This is a genomic window from Shewanella sp. ISS20 (assembly GCF_056522965.1).
On record NZ_JAWRZK010000001.1, the window covers coordinates 2,554,576 to 2,576,334 of the forward strand.

The 21,759-nt window shown below is 43.8% G+C and carries 14 protein-coding genes, 5 tRNA genes, 1 rRNA gene and 2 pseudogenes; 12 read left to right on the forward strand and 10 right to left on the reverse strand.

Annotated elements, in window-relative coordinates; all coding sequences use genetic code 11:
• Positions 1-513: 513 nt before the first annotated feature.
• The 6 genes from AC1HDP_RS11630 to AC1HDP_RS11655 are packed head-to-tail and all read left to right on the forward strand — an operon-like array spanning position 514 to position 8,453.
• Complete coding sequence (locus AC1HDP_RS11630) at positions 514-2,676, forward strand: type I secretion system permease/ATPase (protein ID WP_479638900.1); 2,163 nt, start codon at positions 514-516, stop codon at positions 2,674-2,676.
• Positions 2,673-4,064 carry an HlyD family type I secretion periplasmic adaptor subunit gene (locus AC1HDP_RS11635; protein WP_479638901.1) on the forward strand — a complete coding sequence of 464 codons (1,392 nt, stop codon included), beginning with the start codon at positions 2,673-2,675 and terminating at the stop codon, positions 4,062-4,064. The genes AC1HDP_RS11630 and AC1HDP_RS11635 overlap by 4 nt, the downstream gene beginning before the upstream one ends.
• Before the next feature lie 19 nt (positions 4,065-4,083).
• Positions 4,084-5,481 (forward strand): TolC family outer membrane protein, encoded by a 1,398-nt coding sequence (locus tag AC1HDP_RS11640; RefSeq protein WP_479638902.1) that lies wholly within the window; start codon positions 4,084-4,086, stop codon positions 5,479-5,481.
• Positions 5,478-5,807: a hypothetical protein gene (locus AC1HDP_RS11645; RefSeq protein ID WP_479638903.1), complete on the forward strand. Its 330-nt coding sequence runs from the start codon at positions 5,478-5,480 to the stop codon at positions 5,805-5,807. Before AC1HDP_RS11640 ends, AC1HDP_RS11645 begins: the two co-directional genes overlap by 4 nt.
• A 16-nt stretch (positions 5,808-5,823) precedes the next feature.
• Entirely contained in the window at positions 5,824-6,525 is a 702-nt protein-coding gene (locus tag AC1HDP_RS11650; protein ID WP_140929964.1) for a transglutaminase-like cysteine peptidase, read from the forward strand.
• A 5-nt stretch (positions 6,526-6,530) separates the two neighbouring features.
• Positions 6,531-8,453, forward strand: a complete 1,923-nt coding sequence (locus AC1HDP_RS11655; protein WP_479638904.1) for a bifunctional diguanylate cyclase/phosphodiesterase — start codon at positions 6,531-6,533, stop codon at positions 8,451-8,453.
• A gap of 106 nt (positions 8,454-8,559) precedes the next feature.
• Here AC1HDP_RS11655 and AC1HDP_RS11660 read toward each other — a convergent pair.
• The 5 genes from AC1HDP_RS11660 to rep all read right to left on the reverse strand — a co-directional run bounded on the left by AC1HDP_RS11660 (position 8,560) and on the right by rep (position 11,410).
• Positions 8,560-8,636, reverse strand: a tRNA-Pro gene (locus AC1HDP_RS11660).
• Between the two features lie 43 nt (positions 8,637-8,679).
• Positions 8,680-8,756 (reverse strand) — tRNA-Pro (locus tag AC1HDP_RS11665).
• A 27-nt stretch (positions 8,757-8,783) separates the two neighbouring features.
• Positions 8,784-8,859, reverse strand: a tRNA-His gene (locus AC1HDP_RS11670).
• 37 nt (positions 8,860-8,896) lie between these two features.
• Positions 8,897-8,973 (reverse strand) — tRNA-Arg (locus AC1HDP_RS11675).
• 424 nt (positions 8,974-9,397) lie between these two features.
• Positions 9,398-11,410: a DNA helicase Rep gene (gene rep / locus AC1HDP_RS11680; RefSeq protein WP_479638905.1), complete on the reverse strand. Its 2,013-nt coding sequence runs from the start codon at positions 11,408-11,410 to the stop codon at positions 9,398-9,400.
• Between the two features lie 247 nt (positions 11,411-11,657).
• Between rep and AC1HDP_RS11685 the strand changes: the two genes are divergently transcribed.
• The 6 genes and pseudogenes from AC1HDP_RS11685 to AC1HDP_RS11710 form a co-directional block, all read left to right on the forward strand.
• On the forward strand, positions 11,658-12,773 hold the full coding sequence (locus AC1HDP_RS11685; protein WP_479638906.1) for an efflux RND transporter periplasmic adaptor subunit: 1,116 nt from the start codon (positions 11,658-11,660) through the stop codon (positions 12,771-12,773).
• 12 nt (positions 12,774-12,785) lie between these two features.
• Positions 12,786-15,887 carry a multidrug efflux RND transporter permease subunit gene (locus tag AC1HDP_RS11690; protein WP_479638907.1) on the forward strand — a complete coding sequence of 1,034 codons (3,102 nt, stop codon included), beginning with the start codon at positions 12,786-12,788 and terminating at the stop codon, positions 15,885-15,887.
• 304 nt (positions 15,888-16,191) lie between these two features.
• On the forward strand, positions 16,192-16,449 hold the full coding sequence (gene ubiK / locus AC1HDP_RS11695; RefSeq protein WP_479638908.1) for a ubiquinone biosynthesis accessory factor UbiK: 258 nt from the start codon (positions 16,192-16,194) through the stop codon (positions 16,447-16,449).
• A 131-nt stretch (positions 16,450-16,580) separates the two neighbouring features.
• Positions 16,581-16,811 (forward strand): transposase, encoded by a 231-nt coding sequence (locus AC1HDP_RS11700; protein ID WP_479638909.1) that lies wholly within the window; start codon positions 16,581-16,583, stop codon positions 16,809-16,811.
• Positions 16,808-18,339 (forward strand): IS3 family transposase gene (locus tag AC1HDP_RS11705; RefSeq protein WP_479637392.1). Its coding sequence is split into 2 segments (ribosomal slippage): positions 16,808-17,252 and positions 17,252-18,339, totalling 1,533 coding nucleotides; the frame shifts between segments, so codons are not numbered across the junction. The genes AC1HDP_RS11700 and AC1HDP_RS11705 overlap by 4 nt, the downstream gene beginning before the upstream one ends.
• A gap of 32 nt (positions 18,340-18,371) precedes the next feature.
• A pseudogene (locus tag AC1HDP_RS11710) lies at positions 18,372-18,788 on the forward strand (IS3 family transposase); the annotation flags it as partial.
• Positions 18,789-18,874: 86 nt separating this feature from the next.
• Here the strand turns inward: AC1HDP_RS11710 and tnpC are convergent.
• The 5 genes and pseudogenes from tnpC to AC1HDP_RS11735 form a co-directional block, all read right to left on the reverse strand.
• Positions 18,875-20,517, reverse strand: a pseudogene (gene tnpC, locus AC1HDP_RS11715) (IS66 family transposase).
• 79 nt (positions 20,518-20,596) lie between these two features.
• On the reverse strand, positions 20,597-20,944 hold the full coding sequence (gene tnpB / locus AC1HDP_RS11720; protein WP_479638910.1) for an IS66 family insertion sequence element accessory protein TnpB: 348 nt from the start codon (positions 20,942-20,944) through the stop codon (positions 20,597-20,599).
• A 21-nt stretch (positions 20,945-20,965) separates the two neighbouring features.
• A complete protein-coding gene (gene tnpA / locus AC1HDP_RS11725; protein WP_479638911.1) occupies positions 20,966-21,268 on the reverse strand; it encodes an IS66 family insertion sequence element accessory protein TnpA in 303 nt (100 codons plus the stop codon).
• Between the two features lie 207 nt (positions 21,269-21,475).
• A 5S ribosomal RNA gene (rrf, locus tag AC1HDP_RS11730) occupies positions 21,476-21,591 on the reverse strand.
• A 31-nt stretch (positions 21,592-21,622) separates the two neighbouring features.
• Positions 21,623-21,698: transfer RNA gene (locus tag AC1HDP_RS11735), tRNA-Val, on the reverse strand.
• Positions 21,699-21,759: the final 61 nt, after the last annotated feature.

Genomic DNA, 21,759 nt, shown 5'->3' on the forward strand with positions numbered 1-21,759 from the left:
CTTTGCTGGAAACAAAAATTTCATTAACTATTGCTATAAGGTTTATGGATAAAACAAATAACTCATCAAACAAATGACTAAACTAAAAAGCTTTTACCGAATCATGTTAAGTAATACCAATGTTGACGCAGCATAAAGTTTAAATTACCTGTCATTACATATAAATCCTAGCACGCCAAAATCCCCAACTTATCGACCTTTTAATTTTACCCCACGTCAGATGCTCATATCGCATTGAGAGATAAAAATAGCATAATCCACTAACCACTCAAGATTAGGCTATATATCCACTCGATTTTAAGGCTACATTTTAGTTTATATTGGGCAATCAAAGTCAGGATAGTTGCTTGCACTAACCCAACTAAAAGTAATAGCTACATTATACAAACAACAATCACCACACGAATGGTGAGTGCGCTAGCAACTAAATAGCTTCAAATGCAACATAATTACAACTACAATGAACCATTAGTTATCGCCGTAATAAGGGATTATGTTTACGTGCAGCAACCCATGAGTAATAACTCTGAACAATGGACGATCTCAGCATCACAACGTGTGACTTGCGATCCTCTATTAGACTCCTTAGTACTAATCACTGAGTACTATGGAAGCCCTTGCTCTAGCGACTCATTAGCGGCAGGACTACCCTTGTCGGGAACGGTTATCTCTGCTGACTTACTTCCTCAAGCTGCCGCGCGAGCTGGCTTTAGCGCTAAACTGTTTAGAAAAAATTTAACCCAAATTAACAGCATAATGCTGCCATGTATTATTCTGCTTAAAGACAAGCAAGCCTGCGTGATCCGAGATATTGATACTGAAAATGATAAAGCCGTGGTGCAGCTACCAGAAACTGGCGGCGAGCAAATTTTCACGATTGAAGAACTAGAAGCCCTGTATGTTGGTTACTTATTTCTTATCAAACAGCAATTTCGTTCTGATAAAGGCATGGAAGCCTACCTGCATGACTCAAAAGCTCACTGGTTATGGCAAACCGTCAAAGACTCTTCTTCCATTTATCGTGATGCCTTAATCGCTTCAGTAATGATCAATTTATTTGCGTTAGTTTCCCCCCTTTTTATCATGAACATTTACGACAAGGTGGTTCCTAATCTTGCCTTCGAATCTTTATGGGTTCTTGCTATTGGTGCTTCAGTTGCCTATTTATTTGATTTTATTTTGCGGCAATTGCGTAGCTACATCATAGATGTCGCCGGCAAAAAAGCGGACATCATTATCTCCTCTAAACTATTTGCTAAAGCCATAGGTATCCCACTGCAACAACGATCGCCTAGCATTGGGGCTATGGCCAAAAAACTCAGCGAATTCGACAGTATCAGGGAGTTTTTAACCTCAGCGACATTAACAACCTTGGTCGATTTACCCTTTGCCTTGTTATTTGTATTTATTATTTACATTGTGGCCGGAGACTTAGCCGCTATTCCAGTCGTCGGTGGCCTCATTATTATTGGCTACACCCTCTACATTCAACCAAAACTCAAGGCCGCGATAGAAGAAAGCAGCAAGTATTCCATGCTAAAACATGGCCATCTAATTGAAACTCTCGCCGCTCTTGAATCAATCAAGGCCTACGGCGCTGAAGGAATAGTACAACGAACTTGGCAGCAAATGATTGGCCATACCGCTAACTGGCAGTTAAAAACCAAAAACCTGTCTAACTCAGTGAGTAATGTGGCGAATGTGGTAGTGCAACTAGTCGTGGTCGCGGTAGTGATTTTAGGAGTCTACCGAGTAGCTGATGGCGATATTTCTATGGGTGGTATAATTGCCGCGGTTATGTTGTCCAGCCGTGCCATTTCACCTATGGCGCAGCTAGCCAATTTAATGACCAAAGCTAATCAGACGCAAGCATCATTACAGCAAATTGAAACCATAATGAATTTTGACGATGAACTCGAAAGTAAGGGCCATCTGATCAATGTTCAAAAACTCAATGTCAAGATTGATGCCGACAATATTAGTTTTAGCTATCCAGAGTCAACTAAACCTATTCTGCATCCAATTTCCTTTAGTTTCGCCCCCAATGAGCGAGTCGCCATCATTGGCCGCAATGGTTCAGGAAAATCGACCTTAGCCAAAATGCTCGCAGGGCTTTACCAACCCAGTGGTGGCAGCCTGAGATATGATGGTATTCATAGCAATCAAATTCATCCATGCGATATCCGCCGTAATTTTGGTTACCTCCCGCAAGATATAGTGCTTTTTCATGGGTCTATTAGGGATAATATTTTATTTGGTAGCCGCCAGGTGACTGAGCATCAATTAATCCGCGCCGTGCAACTGTCGGGGGTAAGCTTATTTACTAATTTGGAATCTGAAGGATTAGATCAACAGGTGGGTGAAGGCGGCCTGTCATTATCTCGCGGTCAAAGGCAAACGGTCGCTTTGGCTCGCGCCATCTTAAACGACCCGCCGACGCTCATTATGGATGAACCTACAGCGAGCCTAGATTCACGCGCAGAAAAACAATTTGTTCGCGCTATGCAGCAAGCGACCAATAATCGCGGCCTCATTTTAATCACCCATAAGCTGCAATTATTGTCGTTAGTCGACAGAGTTATCGTGCTTGATAAAGGCAAGATCTTAGCCGATGACAATAAAGATGAAGTATTAAGGCAATTAAGTCTTGGTTTATTAGCGGAAAAATTGTCATGAAAAAAAACCAACCGCTTTCAAATCAAGATCTTGAAATGGTCGATGACCTCTATGGCGCCATGCTTACCGACGCCTCCAAGGGTCATAAATATATTATCTGGGCTATCGCAGGCTTTGTGGTGAGTTTTTTAATCTGGGCCTCGCTATCTAAGCTTGATCGCGTCACCTCAGGTCTTGGCAAAGTGATCCCTTCATCGCAAATTCAAGTCATTCAAAGCCTTGATGGTGGCATCATTCAAAATATTTTTGTTCAAGAAGGTAATCTCGTCACTAAGGGACAACCTTTAGTTAGGATCGATGACACGCGATTTCGCTCTGATTATTCACAGCAAGAACAAGAAGTCGATAGCCTGCAAGCCAATGTAGTGCGCTTAGCGACAGAGTTATTGAGTATTACTTTAGTAGAAGTGGATACCAATTGGCGCGAACAGGTAAAAATCAACAAACAAGCCCTGTTATTTCCTCAGAATTTAATCGAATCACAGGCGGCATTAATCGCCAGTCAAATTCAAGAATACAATAGCCGCCTAGATAATTTACACAATCAATTAGAAATTCAAGCGCGCCAAATTCAGCAACGCCAGCAAGAAGCCGAGGAAGTTAATTCCAAAATCCGCACTATGACGAATAGCTTTCAGCTCATTAGTCGCGAGTTAGAAATGACTAAACCCTTAGCCAAAAAAGGCATAGTTCCTGAAGTTGAACTGCTTAAATTGCAGCGTGCTGTCAATGAAATTCAAGGTGAACTGGCCTCGATGCGTTTAATGCTGCCTAAAATAAAAGCAGCATTAGATGAGGCGATTTTAAAGCGCCGCGAAGCCGCACTAGTGTATATTTCAGACACGCGCGCACAACTCAATGAACAGCAATCGCGTTTATCCCGCCTCAATCAAGCTAAGCTTGGCGCTCAAGATAAAGTAAGCAAGGCCATTATTAACTCCCCGGTCAATGGCACAGTAAAAAGTGTCAATATCAATACACTCGGTGGAGTTATTCAGCCAGGTGTCGATATTATTGAAATTGTGCCATCAGAAGATCAGTTATTAATTGAAACTCAAATATTGCCGCAAGATATTGCGTTTTTATATCCGGGTTTACCTGCAATTGTCAAAATTTCAGCCTATGATTTTACTCGTTATGGAGGTTTAACTGGTGTAGTTGAGCATATCAGCGCAGACACCACTCAAGATGAAGAAGGTAATAGTTTTTATATCATTAAAGTTCGAACTGATGAGTCGAGTTTAATAAAAAAAGATGATGGAACTCGCATGCCCATTATTCCAGGAATGCTAACCACTGTGGATGTCATCATAGGTAAGCGCTCTATTATGGAATACATCTTAAATCCAATTTTAAGAGCCAAGGAAAATGCTCTTCGTGAGCGATAGGTACTACTGGAGAAATGAAATGAAAACCAAGCGATATCTTGGCGCAAAAAAAAGCATTCTGGCAATGTGGTTAGCTTTACTATTGCCTGCAGCTGCACATAGCCAAACCTTAGAACAAGTCGTTGCTCATACTTTGGATACCAATCCTGATCTGCGCATCGCCTTTAACCGTTTTAAAGAAAAAGAAGAACAAGTCAATCAAGCCTTCGGCGGCTTTTTGCCAACGGTTGATGTTAGCGCTGGCTACGGGGTTGAAAATACCGATAGCCCAAGCTCAAGAAGAAGCAATGGTAGAAATAATGGCGATGTGGAACTGAAACGCGGTGAAGCCGGCCTAACTATTCGCCAAATACTTTTCGATGGCTTTTATAGTTTCAGTGAATTGGATAGAACTCAATATGAAGCAAGTGCTGAGCAATGGGCACTGTATTCTGCCGCTGAAGATATGGCGTTAGAAGTCAGTAAGGTCTATATCAATTACCTCAGAAACCAACAAGTATTGACGCTGGCGGAGAAAAATTTACAGACCCATCAAAGCATTTATGATCAAATCAAAGAAAGAACCGACTCAGGCCTAGGTTCTACCGCAGATTTATCACAAATTTCAGGCCGTTTAGCCCGCGCTAACGCCAATGTGATTTCTGCTAGAAATAACTTTTTTGATGCTAAAGCTGAATTTGCCAAAGTCGCAAATCTCGATCCTGACAGCCTAATAACACCTGTGCCGGATACGGATTTACTACCTAAGACCTTCGCTGATGTTTCAGTATTAGCGCAAGAAAATCATCCTATCCTCAAATCAGCAGCGGCCGATATTCAAGCGGCTGAGAATCAAAAAGACTCGGCACAAGCTAATTATTACCCAACAATATCGCTAGAGCTTGATGGTAACTGGAACAATAATCTTGATGGTGAGGATGGCTCGGGCATAGGTTCGGCTCAAGTCGGTGGTTATAACAACGATTTAGTCGCCATGGTTAAAATGAGATACAACCTGTTTGATGGCGGACGAGATCTCGCCAAAGAAAAAGGTGCGGCTTACAAGGTAAGTGAATCCAAAGAAATCAGAGAGCGCGCTTATAGACAAGTGATTGAAGGCGCAAATCTGGCGTGGAATGCTTATGAATCCTTGGGGCCACAAAAAAACTTCATTAAAGAACATGTGATTGCATCAAAAGAAACTCAATCGGCCTACACCCAGCAATTTAATCTTGGACAACGCACCTTACTCGACTTACTCGATACTGAGAATGAATTATTCGAAGCAAGAAAAGATTATTTACAAGCTGAGTACGATGAAATTATTGCTCAGTACCGAGTATTAAATGCCACGGGGCAATTGCTAAATTCTTTGCGGGTATCTAGACCACAAGAATGGCTTGGCGAAGATACTTATGAAGGAGGAGTCACCCAATGAGAACGTTATTAATCGTAAGTATGGCCTTGCTAGTCAGCGCATGTGGCATGCGAGATATACATACAATCAATGGGACCACGCAAGCCAACAATCTCACCGATATTGACCAAGATGGTGTCATTGACGCGAGAGAGCGCTGTAAAGATACCACTAAAGGCGCCGCTATCGATAACTTTGGCTGCGGCAAAATGGCAGAAGATACGACTGCCGAAATGAAATGGACTATCTTTAGTGTTGATGACGAAGATGACCTTGAAGCGGTTGAGCTTGCGGAACCTATTGAAGCGGCTGAAGCTGTTGAAACAGATGAAGTAAAAAAAGAATAACTAACACTAAGGGATTATGCATAAACGACAACGGAAGTTCAGTTTATTCATCCTGAGTTGCTGCTTGATGTTGGCAACTCAGGGCCTCATAGGCCCAGTCAAAGCATCACTCGCCTGGCTGGATGAAAGCACTATCAATCGAGCCCTAATCTCTCGTTACGGTGAAAGAGCTGGCATGCGCTCTGCCGCTTGGTTTAAAGTCCTAGCCAGCCATCAAGCCAGTAGTGAGTTAGAAAAGCTGACTGCCGTTAATCGTTTTTTCAATCTATTTCAATTTGTGGATGACATTAAGCTTTGGGGAGAAGCCAACTATTGGGCGACTCCGCTTGAGTTTATTGGCGCTAATGGTGGGGATTGCGAAGATTTTGCTATCGCTAAATTCTTTTCATTATTGCAGCTAGGCATCCCCGAAGAGAAAATGCGGATTACCATGGTTAAGGCCACCACCGTAAATCAATACCATATGGTTTTAACTTACTATGAAACCCCAGGCTCAATTCCGTTAGTACTCGATAACCTCGATCCCAAATTAAAACCAGCCACTAAACGTAAAGACCTGTTACCTGTGTATAGCTTTAATGGTAAGCAATTATGGTTAAACAAAGAAAAAGGCCAAGGTAAATTGGCAGGTTCATCATCAAAACTGGAAAAATGGACCAACCTGAAACAAAGGTTGAACGTAAAACAACTGAGAAAACCCAAACATTTATTGGAGTAATTGACATGACACTGTTTAGACAGCTTTATGCGCTGTTATTTAGCTTGTTTATTCTCGTCATTGCCACCACTGGCTATGTTCAGTTTACTGAAACCCAAGAGTTTTTAACTAAACAAATGGAATCGGATCTGAATAATACCAGTCACTCTCTGGGATTGATGTTATCCCCAGCATTAGAGGCTGGCGACAATGTGACAGCAGAAACATTAATCAACGTGATTTTTGAAGGCGGCTATTATCAAAAAGTCATCTTATTGTGGAATGTCGATGGCCACCAGCAAGTGTGGAATAATGAATTAGTCATTGAAGGCGTACCGCAATGGTTTATTGATCTTGGCCTTTTTGATGTCATTTCCAATAAGTCGACCATTACTTCAGGTTGGCTGCAACTGGCCGAACTCGAAATTGTCGCGCATCCAGGTTTTGGTTATCTCGAACTCTGGCGCATCCTCAGTAATATGGTGATCTTATTTTCGATTCTGTTTTTGATTGCCATTGTTATCGCCCGCTTTGGGTTAACTTGGATTCTAAAACCTCTGCATCAAATTTCAATTCATGCCAAAAATATTGCTCAGCGCCAGTTCGGCCCAGAAATGGAACATCCTAAAACCGAAGAACTTAAAGAGCTGGTAATAGCTTTTAATAGCATGTCTTCCCAGCTGAAAATGATTTTCGATTCATTGGATGAGGAAGTGTCATCCTTACGCACAAAAAACTTGATGGATCACGCCTCTGGCTTGCCTAATCGGCAATACATGATGGGACGCCTGAGCTCATGGGTCAGTGAACCTAACTCAGGTGCATTTTTCATGGTTAAGATGGACTGGCTTGATGAAGTGCACAATAAATATGGCTATCAAGTTCGAGATGAAACCATACGTATATTATCTAAGGCGCTGCAAGACGAGTTAGCACAAGTGTCCCAATCGGTTATTTGCCGAATTTCCGCCTATGAATTCGCATTTTTACTGACAGATGTTGAGCACGACAAAATCGTGACTTATCTGCAAACCTTAGTCAGAGCGGTCAATCAGGAAATCGCTAAGGCAGGTAGCAACCCCAATGAGGGCTTTGCTATTGGTATTGCGCAGCGCCATAGCCAAATGACAGTGTCAGATATCTTGTCACAAGCAGATAATGCCTTGCAGCAAGCCTTGCAAGCCAATAAAACCTTTCACTGGTTTGAGACTGACACTAAACAGCTTTATACCCGCGAGCAATGGCGCTCTGAACTCAATAGCGCCATTACATCTGATGCTTTCCAGTTCCGCTGGCAAGAAGTGTGCCTCAATGCCGAAGCTGGAGTATTACAGCGAGAAATCTATTGCCAGTTACAACTGCAAGGCAGAACCGTGCATGCGGGGCAATTTATGCCTTATATAGAGTTACTGTCATTAGGATCGTTATTAGATAAATGCCTGATTAGCTCAGTAGCTCAGCGCGGTATCCTCACTAAACTCCCTGAGTCGATAGCCATTAACTTAACCCATCAGAGCTTAACCGATGTTAGCTTCCATCAATGGCTTGGGCAATTTTTAAAGCAACAACACCCACACAAAATTGCTTTTGATATTCCTGAGGCTGGGGTGTATAGCAATCCCGAGGCTTGCCAAGCCTTGTGCCAAATCATTCGCGATTCTGGCTCAAGCTTTGGTATTGATCACTTTGGCCGTCAATTTGGTTCTATGACTTATTTACAAACCTTACGACCAAGCTATGTCAAACTCGATCAATCCTTTGCCTTTTACGATGAAAGCCAACACAACAGCGAATTATGCCGCGCCCTGATTAATGTGGCTAAAGGCCTTAATATTCAAGTGATTGTTACTGGCATTCAAGAACAGGCGCAATTACAACGATTTGAGTCCTTATACACTCAGGCGTATCAAGGATTTATATCGCCACCGCAAGATATAAAAGAAGACTAATGATGGCCACTGGTAGAAGCACTATCAGTGGTTAGTTCTCACAAAAAATAATTCGTGAAAAATGGATACAAAAAAGCCTCGCAATGCGAGGCTTTTTTGTTAAAAGTGGTCGGTGATAGAGGATTCGAACCTCTGACCCTCTGCTCCCAAAGCAGATGCGCTACCGGACTGCGCTAATCACCGAAAACTGGTGTGTCAAACTCAATCGAAATTAAGCTTAAAAATTTGGTCGGTGATAGAGGATTCGAACCTCTGACCCTCTGCTCCCAAAGCAGATGCGCTACCGGACTGCGCTAATCACCGAAATTGTAAAACTATGACACATTAGAATGGGGTGACTGATGGGGCTCGAACCCACGACAACCGGAATCACAATCCGGGACTCTACCAACTGAGCTACAATCACCACTGACTTTCTAATTTGTTAACCGCCGAATCTTTTCTGGTGCGCCCAGAAGGATTCGAACCCTCGGCCTCACCCTCCGGAGGGGTGCGCTCTATCCATCTGAGCTATGGGCGCTTGCCGTGTCAACGAGGCATATAGTATGGGCAAATCACGCCTACGTCTAGCACTGATTGTAACTTCTTGTTCGTTTGCTCAAGATTTAGCTAGTTGGCACCAATATAGTATCCTCCAATAGGCAAAGTTAACTGACTGGTAACTAAATCTTGTTGAAATTGAAAGCGAAAGGTAAATGATTGGACGCAAAACACTCGCGCTGCCGCGTAATAATTTTACCCTTGGCTATAAATCCTCAAAAAAATGAGAATATTTACCATTGGTCAAGACATTCTTAAGTTCAAAAGCCGTCAATAACCATATCGCTTTCCAATAAATAAGATCAAAAAAGGATAATGTCAGTTCAAATCTGAGCATTATCCTTTTCTAAACATTGAGCAATAACCTTGAACCTTGTAAATCTAAGTCATCAACAGCTTCACGATTACTTTTTCAGCATGGCGCGAATGTTGGCGATATTGGCTTTACCTGACTGCTGGCGCTCTTCTGCAGACTGAGTCGATTTGCGGTTTTCCCAAATTAAGTCATCTTGGGGTAATTCCATCAAGAAACGACTCGGTTCACAGCGCAAGGTCTCACCGAATTGCCGACGCTCACGGCACATAGTAAACCATAACTCCCGCTGAGCACGGGTAATCCCCACATAAGCTAAGCGTCGCTCTTCATCAACATTATCCTCATCAATGCTGGTTTGATGCGGCAATATTCGCTCTTCTGTTCCGACCATAAACACATAAGGGTATTCAAGCCCTTTCGAGGCATGCAGAGTCATCAATTGCACTTGATCACCGCTTTCATCTTCACTATTGCGCTCCATCATGTCTCGCAGCGTTAAGCGGGTGACCACTTCAGGTAAGGTCATGCCTTCATCTAGCTCATCACCTTCAAGCATTTCGGTGACCCAGCGATAAAGCTCAGAAATATTTTTCATCCGCATTTCGGCGGCCTTGGCACTCGTACTTGTCTCGTAAAGATAATCTTCGTAGTTAATCTTACGAATAAGCTGTTTGATGGCATCAACTGGCTCGCCGCGCTTAGCGATTTCGCTAGTATCCACAATAAAGCGCCCAAACTCGTACAAGGTGCCCATGGCTGCCGGCGGCAAGTGATGATTCAACTCAGCTTGGAAAATTGCATCAAACATAGAGATATGCTTTTCATTCGCAAAATTACCTAAGCGCTCCAGCGTCGCTGGCCCTATGCCACGTTTAGGTAAATTGACAATGCGCAGGAAGGCATTGTCATCATCAGGATTCACCACTAGTTTGAGGTAAGCCATGATGTCTTTAATCTCAGCGCGCGCGAAGAATGAGGTGCCGCCACTTAATTTATAAGGAATACGGTTAGTCATTAAGGCGCGCTCCAACAAACGCGACTGATGATTGCCGCGATAAAGAATCGCATAACTGCCATACTGACTTCGATTGACAAACTTATGGCGAACAATTTCAGCGACGACTCGCTCCGCTTCTTGTTCTTCATTGGCTGCCGTCAGTACCCGCAGCGGCTCGCCATAAGGCAACTCACTGAACAAGGCTTTGTCGTACACATGCGGATTATTGGCAATTAATATGTTGGCGGCGCGCAATATACGCTGACTCGAGCGATAATTTTGCTCAAGTTTAATCAGTTTAAGTTGTGGGAAGTCCTTTCCAAGCAATACCAAGTTTTGTGGTTTAGCGCCACGCCATGAATAGATGGATTGATCATCATCTCCTACCACAGTGAAACGAGCACGCTCACCAACCAGCAACTTCACTAATTCATACTGACTAGTGTTAGTGTCTTGGTATTCATCCACTAATAAGTATTGAATACGTAACTGCCAGCGCTGGCGCACTTCATCTTTATGCCTTAATAGTAAGGTTGGTAGTAAAATAAGATCGTCAAAATCTAAAGCGTTATAGGCCTTCATATGCAGGGCGTAACGCTGATATAGCAAGGAGAACAGCTGCTCTTGCTCGCCTTTAGCGATTTTTCGCGCATGGTCAGGAATGACTAATGCCCCTTTCCAATTCGATATAGCCGTCGCTAACTGCTTAAGTAAGTCTTTATCTTCCTGTAATTCTTTTTCAGTTAATTCCTTGAGCAAGGCTAAAGTATCTTGATCATCAAACAATGAAAAACCAGGTTTCAAACCCAGGTGTTTATATTCACGCTTAATGATTTCTAACCCTAAAGTATGGAAAGTTGAAATCCATAATCCACGCGCTTCTTTACGCCCCATGGTGCTGGCGACACGCTCTTTCATTTCACGCGCGGCTTTATTAGTAAATGTTACCGCAGCAATGTGTTTGGCTTGGTAGCCACACTTTTGCACTAAATACGCAATTTTATTGATAATAACTCGAGTTTTACCACTACCGGCCCCCGCTAACACTAAGCATGGACCTGACACATAGTGAACCGCATCATCTTGCGCAGCATTCAATTTCATTGACGTATAACCTAAAACACCTGACCTGTCGTGATCATATCAGATCCACCTTCGACTATAACTAAAAGCCATCATTTCACTGATTTTAGTGAGCGGAAGCTAAATGGATAGTGAAACCTACTTCATACCGATGTTCCAGTTAACATCTGTAAAATAAGATAATTTTTAAACTCAACCTACCTGCTACCATTCTTGAACTAAGCTTACATTCGATATGTTTATCTATTTACAACAAGAGGCTTCTGCTATGAAGAAGTGGTTCAGTGTGATGATCATTATTGCAATCCTCGCTTTTGGGAGCGTGATTGCATTCAATCTATTTGTGGAACATAAAACGGCCGAGGCCATTGCTAATATTCCTGAAGCTGAGTTTCCTGTAACCGCCATGACATTGCAACCACAAGGCTGGCAGCCAACGATAAATACCATCGGCTTTATTGAACCTAATCAAGGTGTTGAGCTAGAAAACGAAGTCGCCGGCATAGTCACTAATATCAACTTTGACAATGGCAGCCGAGTTGCAGCCGGGGCCCTATTGATTAGTCTAGATAGCCAAGTACAACTCGCTAACTTAAAAACCAGCCAAGTACAGTTACCAGCACTCCAAGCCGACTATGAACGCTTAAATCGTCTCTATAAGCAAAACTCTGTGTCGCGCCAAGACTTAGACAATGCGCAGTCGCAATATCTTTCTATGCAAGCCAATATTGAGAGCCTAAAAGCCACCATTGCCCAGCGCCAAATAAAAGCGCCGTTTGCGGGTTTAGTTGGTATTCGAAGCGTTAATTTAGGTCAGTATCTGCAAGTTGGTACTGATATAGTGCGCTTAGAAGACCTTAGTAGCATGAAAATCCGCTTCACAATTCCACAAACCCAACTCTCTAAAATTCGCGTCGGCCAAGCACTACAAGTATTTGTGGATGCTTACCCAGATAAAGCCTTTAGCGGCACAATTAGCGCCATTGAACCTGCGGTATTTTACCAAAGTGGTTTAATTCAAGTGCAGGCCAGCATACCTAATGAAGGCGCAGAATTACGCAGCGGTATGTTCGCGCAAGTCTCGATTATTTTACCTGAATTAACTGACCAACTGGTGTTACCACAAACGGCTATCAACTTTGCCCTCTATGGTAATTCTGTGTATGTGATTAATCGCAGCGATGAACAAGGAAAAGCAGTTGATAGAGTCGAGCAAGTGAACGTGGAAGTGCTTGAGCGCAGCGGAAGTCAGGCACTTGTCAAAGGTAAGCTGACGGCAGGTCAACAGATTGCCACTTCAGGCTTAGTACGTTTAAGCAATCAAAGCAAAGTAAAGATTGTACCCGACGAAATCACCACCCCAACGACCTTGCCACAACTGTAGACGGAGGCGGATATGCGCTTTACTGATATTTTTATTCGTCGCCCTGTCTTAGCCGCGTCTATCAGCATATTAATGCTTGTATTAGGCATTAATGCGCTGCTTGGCATGCAGGTGCGCGAATACCCAAAGATGACCAATACCGTTATTACTGTTAGTACAGGTTATTACGGCGCCGATGCTAACTTGATTGAAGGCTTTATCACTCAACCTTTAGAACAAGCACTTGCTCAAGTTGAAAATATCGACTTTATGAGCTCGCAAAGCTTTCTTGGCACATCATCAATTTCAGTCAATATGAAATTGAATACTGACCCAAATGCCGCACTTGCCAATGTGTTATCACAAATAAACTCAGTGGCCTCACAGCTGCCCAAAGAAGCGCAAGATCCGACCGTGACTATGTCAACCGGGTCACAAACCTCAGCGCTGTATATTTCTTTTTCCAGTGAAGAAATCAACTCCAGCCAAATTACCGATTATTTACAGCGGGTGGTAACGCCACAATTCTTTACTATCAATGGTGTATCCAAAGTTAACCTATATGGTGGCACCCCTTACGCCTTAAGAATTTGGCCAGATCCCGCTCGCATGGGTGCATTTAACATTAGTTCCACTGAATTAATGCAAGTCTTGCAAGCCAATAACTTCCAATCCGCAGTAGGGCAAACTGACAGTTTCTTTACCTTGCTCAACGGCACTGCTGATACCCAGGTAACAACCGCGGAAGCACTTGAAAACTTGATCATTAGCAGTAAAAAAGGCGCCATAGTTAGGCTAAAAGATATTGCCTCTGTCAGCCTTGCTAAAAGCCATGATATTTATCGTGCCTTAGCCAATGGCAAAGAAGCTGTGGTAGTTGGCCTTGATGTTACGCCTACCGCCAACCCATTAACGGTTGCGGCCGATGCGAGAGCCATGCTGCCTGAAATTCAGCAAAACTTGCCATCATCTATGTCTGCCAGTATTTTGTATGACTCATCATTAGCCATTAATGACTCTATCGATGAAGTCGCTAAGACCATTATCGAAGCCGCACTGATTGTAATAGTAGTCATCATGTTATTTATGGGCTCGCTGCGCGCGGTGGTGATCCCAATAGTCACTATTCCGCTATCGCTCATTGGCGTGGCTATGGTGATGCAGCTATTCGACTTTTCCATTAACCTCATGACGCTACTCGCTATGGTGCTTGCCATTGGTCTAGTGGTTGATGATGCCATTGTGGTAGTTGAAAATATTGACCGTCATATCAAGCTTGGGGAGCCGCCATTTAGAGCCGCCATTATTGGTACTCGTGAGATTGCCGTCCCCATTATTTCCATGACTATTACCCTTGCGGCAGTGTACGCACCTATTGCTTTAATGGGGGGAGTTACAGGCTCATTATTCAAGGAGTTCGCACTTACGCTCGCAGGGGCAGTATTTATCTCAGGAATAGTCGCCTTAACGCTATCACCTATGATGTGCTCCAAGTTATTGCTTGCTAATGCTACACCGAATGCGTTTGAACGTAGGATTGAGCATTTTCTTGAGACACTCGCAAGTCGCTATAGTCAGGCATTAAAAGCCATCATGAATCATAAACCTGTGATAATTACCTTTGCCGTCATAGTGTTTATTTCGCTACCTATTATGTTCAAGTTTATTCCATCGCAGTTAGCGCCAACGGAAGATCAAGGTGTAGTCATGTTAATGGGCACAGCGCAATCTGATGCTAACCTTGACTATATTCAAAGCAACATGGAGCTAGTAACCAATATCATTAAAACCCACCCACAAGTGGCCGCCTCATTGGCATTTATTGGTATTCCATCCTCTAACCAAGCCATGGGCATAGCCCCGTTAGTGCCGTGGAGCGATCGCAGCTTGAGCCAGCAACAATTGCAAGCTGTCATAGGTAAAGAAGTCAAAGATATCCCTGGCATAGCAGTAACCACCTTTAACATGCCGTCCTTACCAGGAGCTTCTAGTGGGTTACCTGTTCAGTTTGTTATTACTAGCTCAAGCTCATTTGAAAGCCTGTTTCAAATTGGCAGTAGCGTGTTAGACAAAGTGCAAAAGAATCCGCTGTTCGTCTATTCAGAAATCAATTTAAAATATGATTCTGGTACGATGAAAATCAAAATTAATCGTGATTTAGCCGGTGCTTACGGTATTACTATGCAAGATATAGGTACAACCCTAAGCACTATGATCACCGATGGTTACGTCAACCGCGTCAACATTGATGGCAGGGCCTATGAGGTCATCCCTCAAGTTGAACGTAAATATCGTGCCAATCCTGAGGCCTTAAAAGATTATTACTTAGTGGCCGCCGACGGCATGGCGGTGCCATTGTCGAGCTTAGTCAACGTGGATGTTATTTCTGAACCGAGATCGCTACCACACTTCAATCAGATGAACTCAATCACCATTGCTGCAGTGCCCGCACCAGGGGTTGCTATGGGTGACACCATCAACTTCCTACAAAATATTGGTGACAATGAATTACCTAAAGGCTACACCTACGGCTTCCTCGGTGAAGCCCGTCAGTTTGTCCAAGAAGGTAATGCCATGTACACCACCTTCGGCCTAGCCTTATTGATTATTTTCTTAGTGCTTGCCAGCCAATTTGAGAGTCTACGCGACCCCATAGTGATTCTTATTTCTGTACCACTGGCCGTGAGTGGCGCATTAATCGCATTAGGTTGGACCCATATTTTTGGACTCACATCCTTAAATATCTATACCCAGGTGGGACTAATAACCTTAGTGGGTTTAATCAGTAAACACGGTATTTTGATGTGTGAAGTGGCTAAAGAAGAGCAAATGAATAATGGTCTCAATCGCCAAGATGCCATCATGCACGCCGCCGCAATCCGATTACGGCCGATATTAATGACAACCGCAGCCATGATAGCCGGCTTATTACCCTTACTATTTGCCTCGGGCGCAGGCGCTGCATCACGCTTTAACATAGGAATAGTCATAGTCGCAGGCCTTGGCATAGGTACTATTTTCACCTTGTTCGTCTTACCTGTGATCTATACCTTTATCGCCGAAAAACACCATCCTCTGACTGAGTTTGATGAAACTCTAGAATCTAGTCCACAAGAAGTAGCAGTAACAAAGTAGGCCTATGGGCTGTCAGAGTGAATCCATTCTGGCAGCTCAATTAGACGCTTTTGATTACCCTATATTTGTAGATAGAGCGTCTGCATATAGACCCATAAGCTCATGGCGACGACCTTAAAAACTCAGCCCCCCCCTGTAATCTTCCAACATAGCTAACATACTAAGAAGCGGTAACTATTCATGGTTTGATTCATACGCGTCATCAATGACAATCTAGCTAGTGCCAGCACTTTAGTCAGCCACTTTTGGGGTTTCATCTTCCCTAAGGTACACTAGCTAGATTCAATCTAGTACAGAGTGCATTATGCTAAATCCTAAGAAAATTGAAGAAATGGCCAAACAGCTTAGCGACAACTTACCCTCAGGGCTAAAACAAGCGGCCGCAGATTTTGAAGATAAGACCAAACAAATTCTACAACAGCAGCTATTGAAACTTGATATGGTTAGCAGAGAAGAATTTGAAATCCAGCAGCATGTATTGATCAAAACTCGAGAAAAACTTGAAACCTTACAAGGCAAGGTTAATGAGCTAGAAGAACTTATCAAACAGTCAGATAAATAGTTCCTATGGCATTGGCAGTCAGCATTAGCGACTGCCATGCCTCATGCCAATCAACGCGTTAGTGGTAAGGCCTGAGACTTGTAGACACTTTTTATGGTAAAAATTGTAACTTAAACCATAAGAGGTCAATCATGAGTAAAGGCACTCGTTATACCACTGAATTCAAACAAGAAGCCGTCAATCAAGTCATTAAGCACGGTTATTCTGTCAACGATGTATCTGAGCGTTTAGGGATCAGTTATAAAACCTTATATGTTTGGACCAAAACATTCTCAAAATCCTCAAAAACCCCCTGTGTCAGGATAGTTGTCGCCTCAGTTTTTAATACTATTGGACAGGAGGCGGAAGTTAGGTTTGAGTGAGACATTATCCTGAAGCGCACAAAAAAGCAGTCGTTAGTAAGTTGATGGAAAGCGGTTTATCATTGCGTCAGTTTTCACAGAGAGAAGGTATTAGTCTTTCTACTCTGTATGGTTGGCGGGAAAAGTATGCAGAGGCCGATTTCAGTTTGACAAAAAGTAATGAACCAGATGATTGGTCCGCGGAGCGGAAGTTTTCTGCGGTGATAGAAACGGCCGCAATGTCGGCAGTTGAGTTAAGTGAGTATTGTCGCAAGAAAGGACTGTTTCCTGAGCAAATCCAGCAATGGAAACTGAGCTGTATTTCAGGTAATCAGACCGAGGCACAGAAGCGCAAGCAGCAGGCACAAGAGCGTAAAGCCGACAAAAAACGCATTAAAGAGTTGGAGAGAGAGTTAAAACGGAAAGATGCAGCCTTGGCCGAAACCGCAGCTCTTCTGGTGCTCAGAAAAAAGTTAAATGCCTACTGGGGGGAAGACGAGGACAATTAACCACGCTCTCAGATAGGCAATACTATGTATCTTTGGTTGATGATGCTGTCAGCGCAGGTGCGAGAAAGCATAAAGCCTGTGCGGAAATCGGATTATCCCTACGCACATTACAACGATGGTTGGAAACGGGTTGTGTCAGTGCAGATAAACGGCCAGAGGCGGCCAGACCCGTGCCTGCTAACAAGTTAACAGAAGCGGAACAACAAGCCATATTAGACATCAGTAACCAGGAGCGATTTGCCAGCCTGTCACCCAGCCAAATCGTACCGATATTGGCTGATGAAGCCGTGTATCTGGGTTCGGAATCGAGCTTTTATCGTATCCTCAAAGCCCATAATCAGCTGAAACACAGGGGCAAGGCTAAACCTAAAGGGAGCATAGCAAAACCAAATGGGTTTACCGCTACAGGGCCTTGTGAAGTGTGGACTTGGGATATTTCGTATTGCCCCTCAACAGTCATTGGTCGGTTTTTCTATCTGTATATGATAATGGATATATTTAGCCGCAAAGTGGTGGGATGGGAAGTGCATGACAGCGAGTCGGGTGAGCATGCAGCCAACCTTCTGGAACGCACCTTATGGTCTGAGAAATGCGTCAATGAAAAGATTGTTTTGCACTCTGACAATGGCAGCCCAATGAAGAGTTTGACCATGCAAGCAAAGATGATGGAAATGGGAGTTGTTGGCTCACGTAGCCGACCAGGTGTCAGCAATGATAATCCTTACTCAGAATCCCTGTTTCGCACAGTCAAATACAGTCGTCGATGGCCGAGTGAAGGCTTTAAAACACTGGACGATGCCAGGGCCTGGGTCAGAGACTTTGTTCAATGGTACAACACTGAGCATCGTCACAGCAGGATAAAATTTGTCACCCCAGCGCAGCGACATAAAGGTGAGGATCAGGCAATACTGGCTAATCGTTCAGAGTTGTATGCAAAGGCAAGAACACTGAATCCAAATCGCTGGTCCAAAGAGGTTAGGAACTGGGATCATGTTGGCGATGTGGATCTAAATCCGGAGAGGAAAAAAGAGGCAGCTTAATAGCTCAAGCGACAACTACCTTGAAAAACACCGATTTGTATGCCAGGAATATTGTCGCTTGGTCGATGTCGAATCGAATGACAGATGATTTAGTGCTCGATGCGTTAACGATGACTTACTGGCGGCGAAAACCAACTAACACCGTTAAGCTTCATTCTGATCAAGGCAGCCAATACACGAGTCGTCGATACAAGAAATTACTGGCGACATTAAATATTGAGCAAAGCATGAGCCGGCGTGGAAATTGTTGGGATAATGCTGTCGCAGAAAGCTTTTTCAGTAACTTAAAGAAAGAGAAAGTCAGACGTATTCAGTTCAAAACACAAGAAGAAGCTAGGTTAAATATTTTTCAATACATTGAGATGTTTTATAATCCGAAACGGCGTCACACTGCTAATGGCAGGGTTTCACCCACTGAATATGAAAATCGTTATTTTAGGACATTATAAAGTGTCTAGTTATCCTAGGCCTTACCTTAGCGCCATTTAAAACCACATATCCAACATTCTTCAACCCAAAGTAAACGTCCGGTGATCTACACCTTGCCTAGATCAACCTGCCAAGGTAAGAGGCTATTGAGGTCGCAGTGAGGGTGAGATAATTGCTCTAAACAGTGTTCAATGTAATCGAATGGCGTTAGCCCATTTGCCTTGGCCGTTTCTATGATACTGTATAAAATAGCACTCGCCACTGCACCACGATGGTTGTGGTTAAACAGCCAGTTCTTACGCCCTATCACAAACGGTTTTACTGCGCGTTCGGCACGGTTGTTGTCGATATTCAGTCGGCTGTCTTCTGTATAAAGACTCAGCTTTGACCATTGATTGAGGCTGTAATGGATGGCTTGGCCTAGAGGGCTTTGCTTTGACACTTGCTGCGCTGATTTATCCAGCCATTGCTTAAATAACGCCAGTTGGGCAGCTGAGTGCGTGCGCCTAAAATACAGCCGTTCCTGTAAACTCAGTGATTGTATTTGCGTTTCAATCCGGTACAGCTTGGCTATCATGCTCAGTGCCATATCTGCTTTACTGACTTTGCCTGTTTTGTTTTTTCCTTGTGCCACTATCGCTTCTTTGAACTTACGCCGCGCGTGTGCCCACGACTGCATGGATGCAGGAGGTAGAGCGACTCAGGAGACTAAGCCGAACAGCCCACAAGTTTATGACTTACCTGCTGGTAAGCTGCGTAACCATCGACCTGTAAATAACCATTAAACACCGTTTGCTCGGTGGCAAGAAAATGACTCACGCACGAGCTCGCACGGCTACCGTCTTGATAGTCGTACAGTACAATGCTGCGTAAACCTTGATATCTAGGCTCAGTGCTTGGTCCATCCGCACCGGAGCAATACACCCACATATAGGATTTTACCCGCTCATCGTTAATCACGTTGAGCGTGGTTTCGTCCGCATGGATGACTTCTTGTGTTAACAAATGCTGGTGCAGTAAATCATATAAGGGTTTAAACAGCGCCGCCGATTTCATCATCCAATCTGCCATGGTTTGCCGACTTAAGGCGATACCATGTTGCTTGAACAAGGTTTCTTGCCGGTACAGTGGTAACGCATATTGGTATTTGCTAGTAATAAGTTGGCTTAATAGACTTGCCGTGGCAAAGCTTTTAGGAATAGGGCTGGCTGGCACCGGCGCTTGTTTGATATTGGCCTGAGTGCCTTGCGTTTCGCAATGCTTGCAGCTGTATTTTAATCTAACGTGTTCAATCACACTGATTTGTGCCGGAATAAACTGAAGCTTCTCGCTGCTATCTTGGCCCATTAACGCCAGCTGATGTCCACAGCAATCACACTGCTTATCTTCATCACTGATGTCATGGATAATAATTTCTCGCGGCAGGTCTTTAGGCAATAATTTACGCTTGGCCCGTTGTTTAGGCGGTACTGACACATCAGCATCTGCCGTTAATTCAACGGGCTCATCAACCGTGACTTCAGCTTCGTTAAACAACTCACCTTGATAATCATGGCTTTCACTGCTGGCACCAAAACGCTTTTGCTGGGCTAACCTAAATTGCTCAAGTAACCGTTGCACCGATTGTTTGAGCGCCGCGATTTCCGCCTCTTTTAACGCGAGAGCATTATCGTTAGCCGCCAACGTCTCAAGCAATAATTGCTTAAGTAAATCAACGTCGTTGGGTAGGTTTTCAGGGCTTAATTTCATGGTGTGATTGTACCAAAACGCTCCTTAGATAAGGGTGGAACAGTGATCTAATTATGGGAAACAGCATACGTAATGGCGATCAACTGTAACTCAAGCCCTTAATATGCTGATGGCCTAATACGTCAAATCCTGAAAGTAGCCAATGAAACTGCTGCTCAGATAAGCTCATACACTCATCTTCGCTTTGAGTTGGCCACTTGAATTTAGCCTGTTCGAGGCGCTTGTACCACAGTGCAAAACCTGTGTTATCCCAATACAAAATCTTGAGTTTGTCACGAGCTTTATTACAAAACACAAACACGCTGCCATCGGTGGCTGATAGCGACAATTGTTGCTCAACGATAACGGCTAAGCCATTTATTGATTGACGAAAATCCACTGGTGCTCGATGCAGGTACACGCGAGGAAGCTCACGAAACATCAACATGCTTGCAGGCCTTTGATGATATCAAGCAAAATAAGTTGCGGGTAATGAACAGGGAAAAGTCCATAAACCTGTTTGATGTTGTAAGCAGATACTTTGTTGAGGAGGGCCAGGTTGAGCTTGGGTCGTCATCGCTGTCGGCGAGGTCACGGTGGCCTGAACAAACGGCGTAACCTTTGGACTGCTTGTTTTAGTCATATCGGCTTTACGGGCGTAAAATCCGCTAAGACTAAGCTTATGCTGACGGCAAAAAGCGGTAATCGTTAAGCCGCTAGCGGGTTGCTGTTGTATCAAAACAGCCCAGTCTTCATGGGAACGTTTAGCCATATTAACTCCTGATGAAATGGTCAGTCGTTAAGATAGAGGTTCAACAATATAAGCTGAAGATGTACTTGCCCGGACGCTTACAACCCAACGATTAGGATAGCAAGCTCTAGTGTCAGACGTTGTGAACGCAAGTTAATCAAAAATCTAAACGAAAAAAGCCCGTTGCATGGCAACGGGCTTTATCGACTCTCTTCCGAGAAATTAGGCGCCTGGAGATGACCTACTCTCGCATGGGGAAACCCCACACTACCATCGGCGCGACTGCGTTTCACTTCTGAGTTCGGAATGGGATCAGGTGGTGCCACAGTGCTATGGTCTCCAGACAAATTTGGAATTCGGAAAGCTGTCAAAAATTGGTGGTCGCTACTGGGCTCGAACCAGTGACCCCCTCCTTGTAAGGGAGGTGCTCTCCCAGCTGAGCTAAGCGACCTGGGATTTTTTGCTATTGAGTACTCAATCTTCAATCAAGTATTTTTCGATTCTTTCAGGCT

Coding starts and splice junctions, on each gene's coding strand:
- AC1HDP_RS11630 (WP_479638900.1), top strand. CDS start 514: ATGAGTAATAACTCTGAACAATGGACGATCTCAGCATCACAACGTGTG.
- AC1HDP_RS11635 (WP_479638901.1), top strand. CDS start 2,673: ATGAAAAAAAACCAACCGCTTTCAAATCAAGATCTTGAAATGGTCGAT.
- AC1HDP_RS11640 (WP_479638902.1), top strand. CDS start 4,084: ATGAAAACCAAGCGATATCTTGGCGCAAAAAAAAGCATTCTGGCAATG.
- AC1HDP_RS11645 (WP_479638903.1), top strand. CDS start 5,478: ATGAGAACGTTATTAATCGTAAGTATGGCCTTGCTAGTCAGCGCATGT.
- AC1HDP_RS11650 (WP_140929964.1), top strand. CDS start 5,824: ATGCATAAACGACAACGGAAGTTCAGTTTATTCATCCTGAGTTGCTGC.
- AC1HDP_RS11655 (WP_479638904.1), top strand. CDS start 6,531: ATGACACTGTTTAGACAGCTTTATGCGCTGTTATTTAGCTTGTTTATT.
- rep (WP_479638905.1), bottom strand. CDS start 11,410: ATGAAATTGAATGCTGCGCAAGATGATGCGGTTCACTATGTGTCAGGT.
- AC1HDP_RS11685 (WP_479638906.1), top strand. CDS start 11,658: ATGAAGAAGTGGTTCAGTGTGATGATCATTATTGCAATCCTCGCTTTT.
- AC1HDP_RS11690 (WP_479638907.1), top strand. CDS start 12,786: ATGCGCTTTACTGATATTTTTATTCGTCGCCCTGTCTTAGCCGCGTCT.
- ubiK (WP_479638908.1), top strand. CDS start 16,192: ATGCTAAATCCTAAGAAAATTGAAGAAATGGCCAAACAGCTTAGCGAC.
- AC1HDP_RS11700 (WP_479638909.1), top strand. CDS start 16,581: ATGAGTAAAGGCACTCGTTATACCACTGAATTCAAACAAGAAGCCGTC.
- tnpB (WP_479638910.1), bottom strand. CDS start 20,944: ATGTTGATGTTTCGTGAGCTTCCTCGCGTGTACCTGCATCGAGCACCA.
- tnpA (WP_479638911.1), bottom strand. CDS start 21,268: ATGGCTAAACGTTCCCATGAAGACTGGGCTGTTTTGATACAACAGCAA.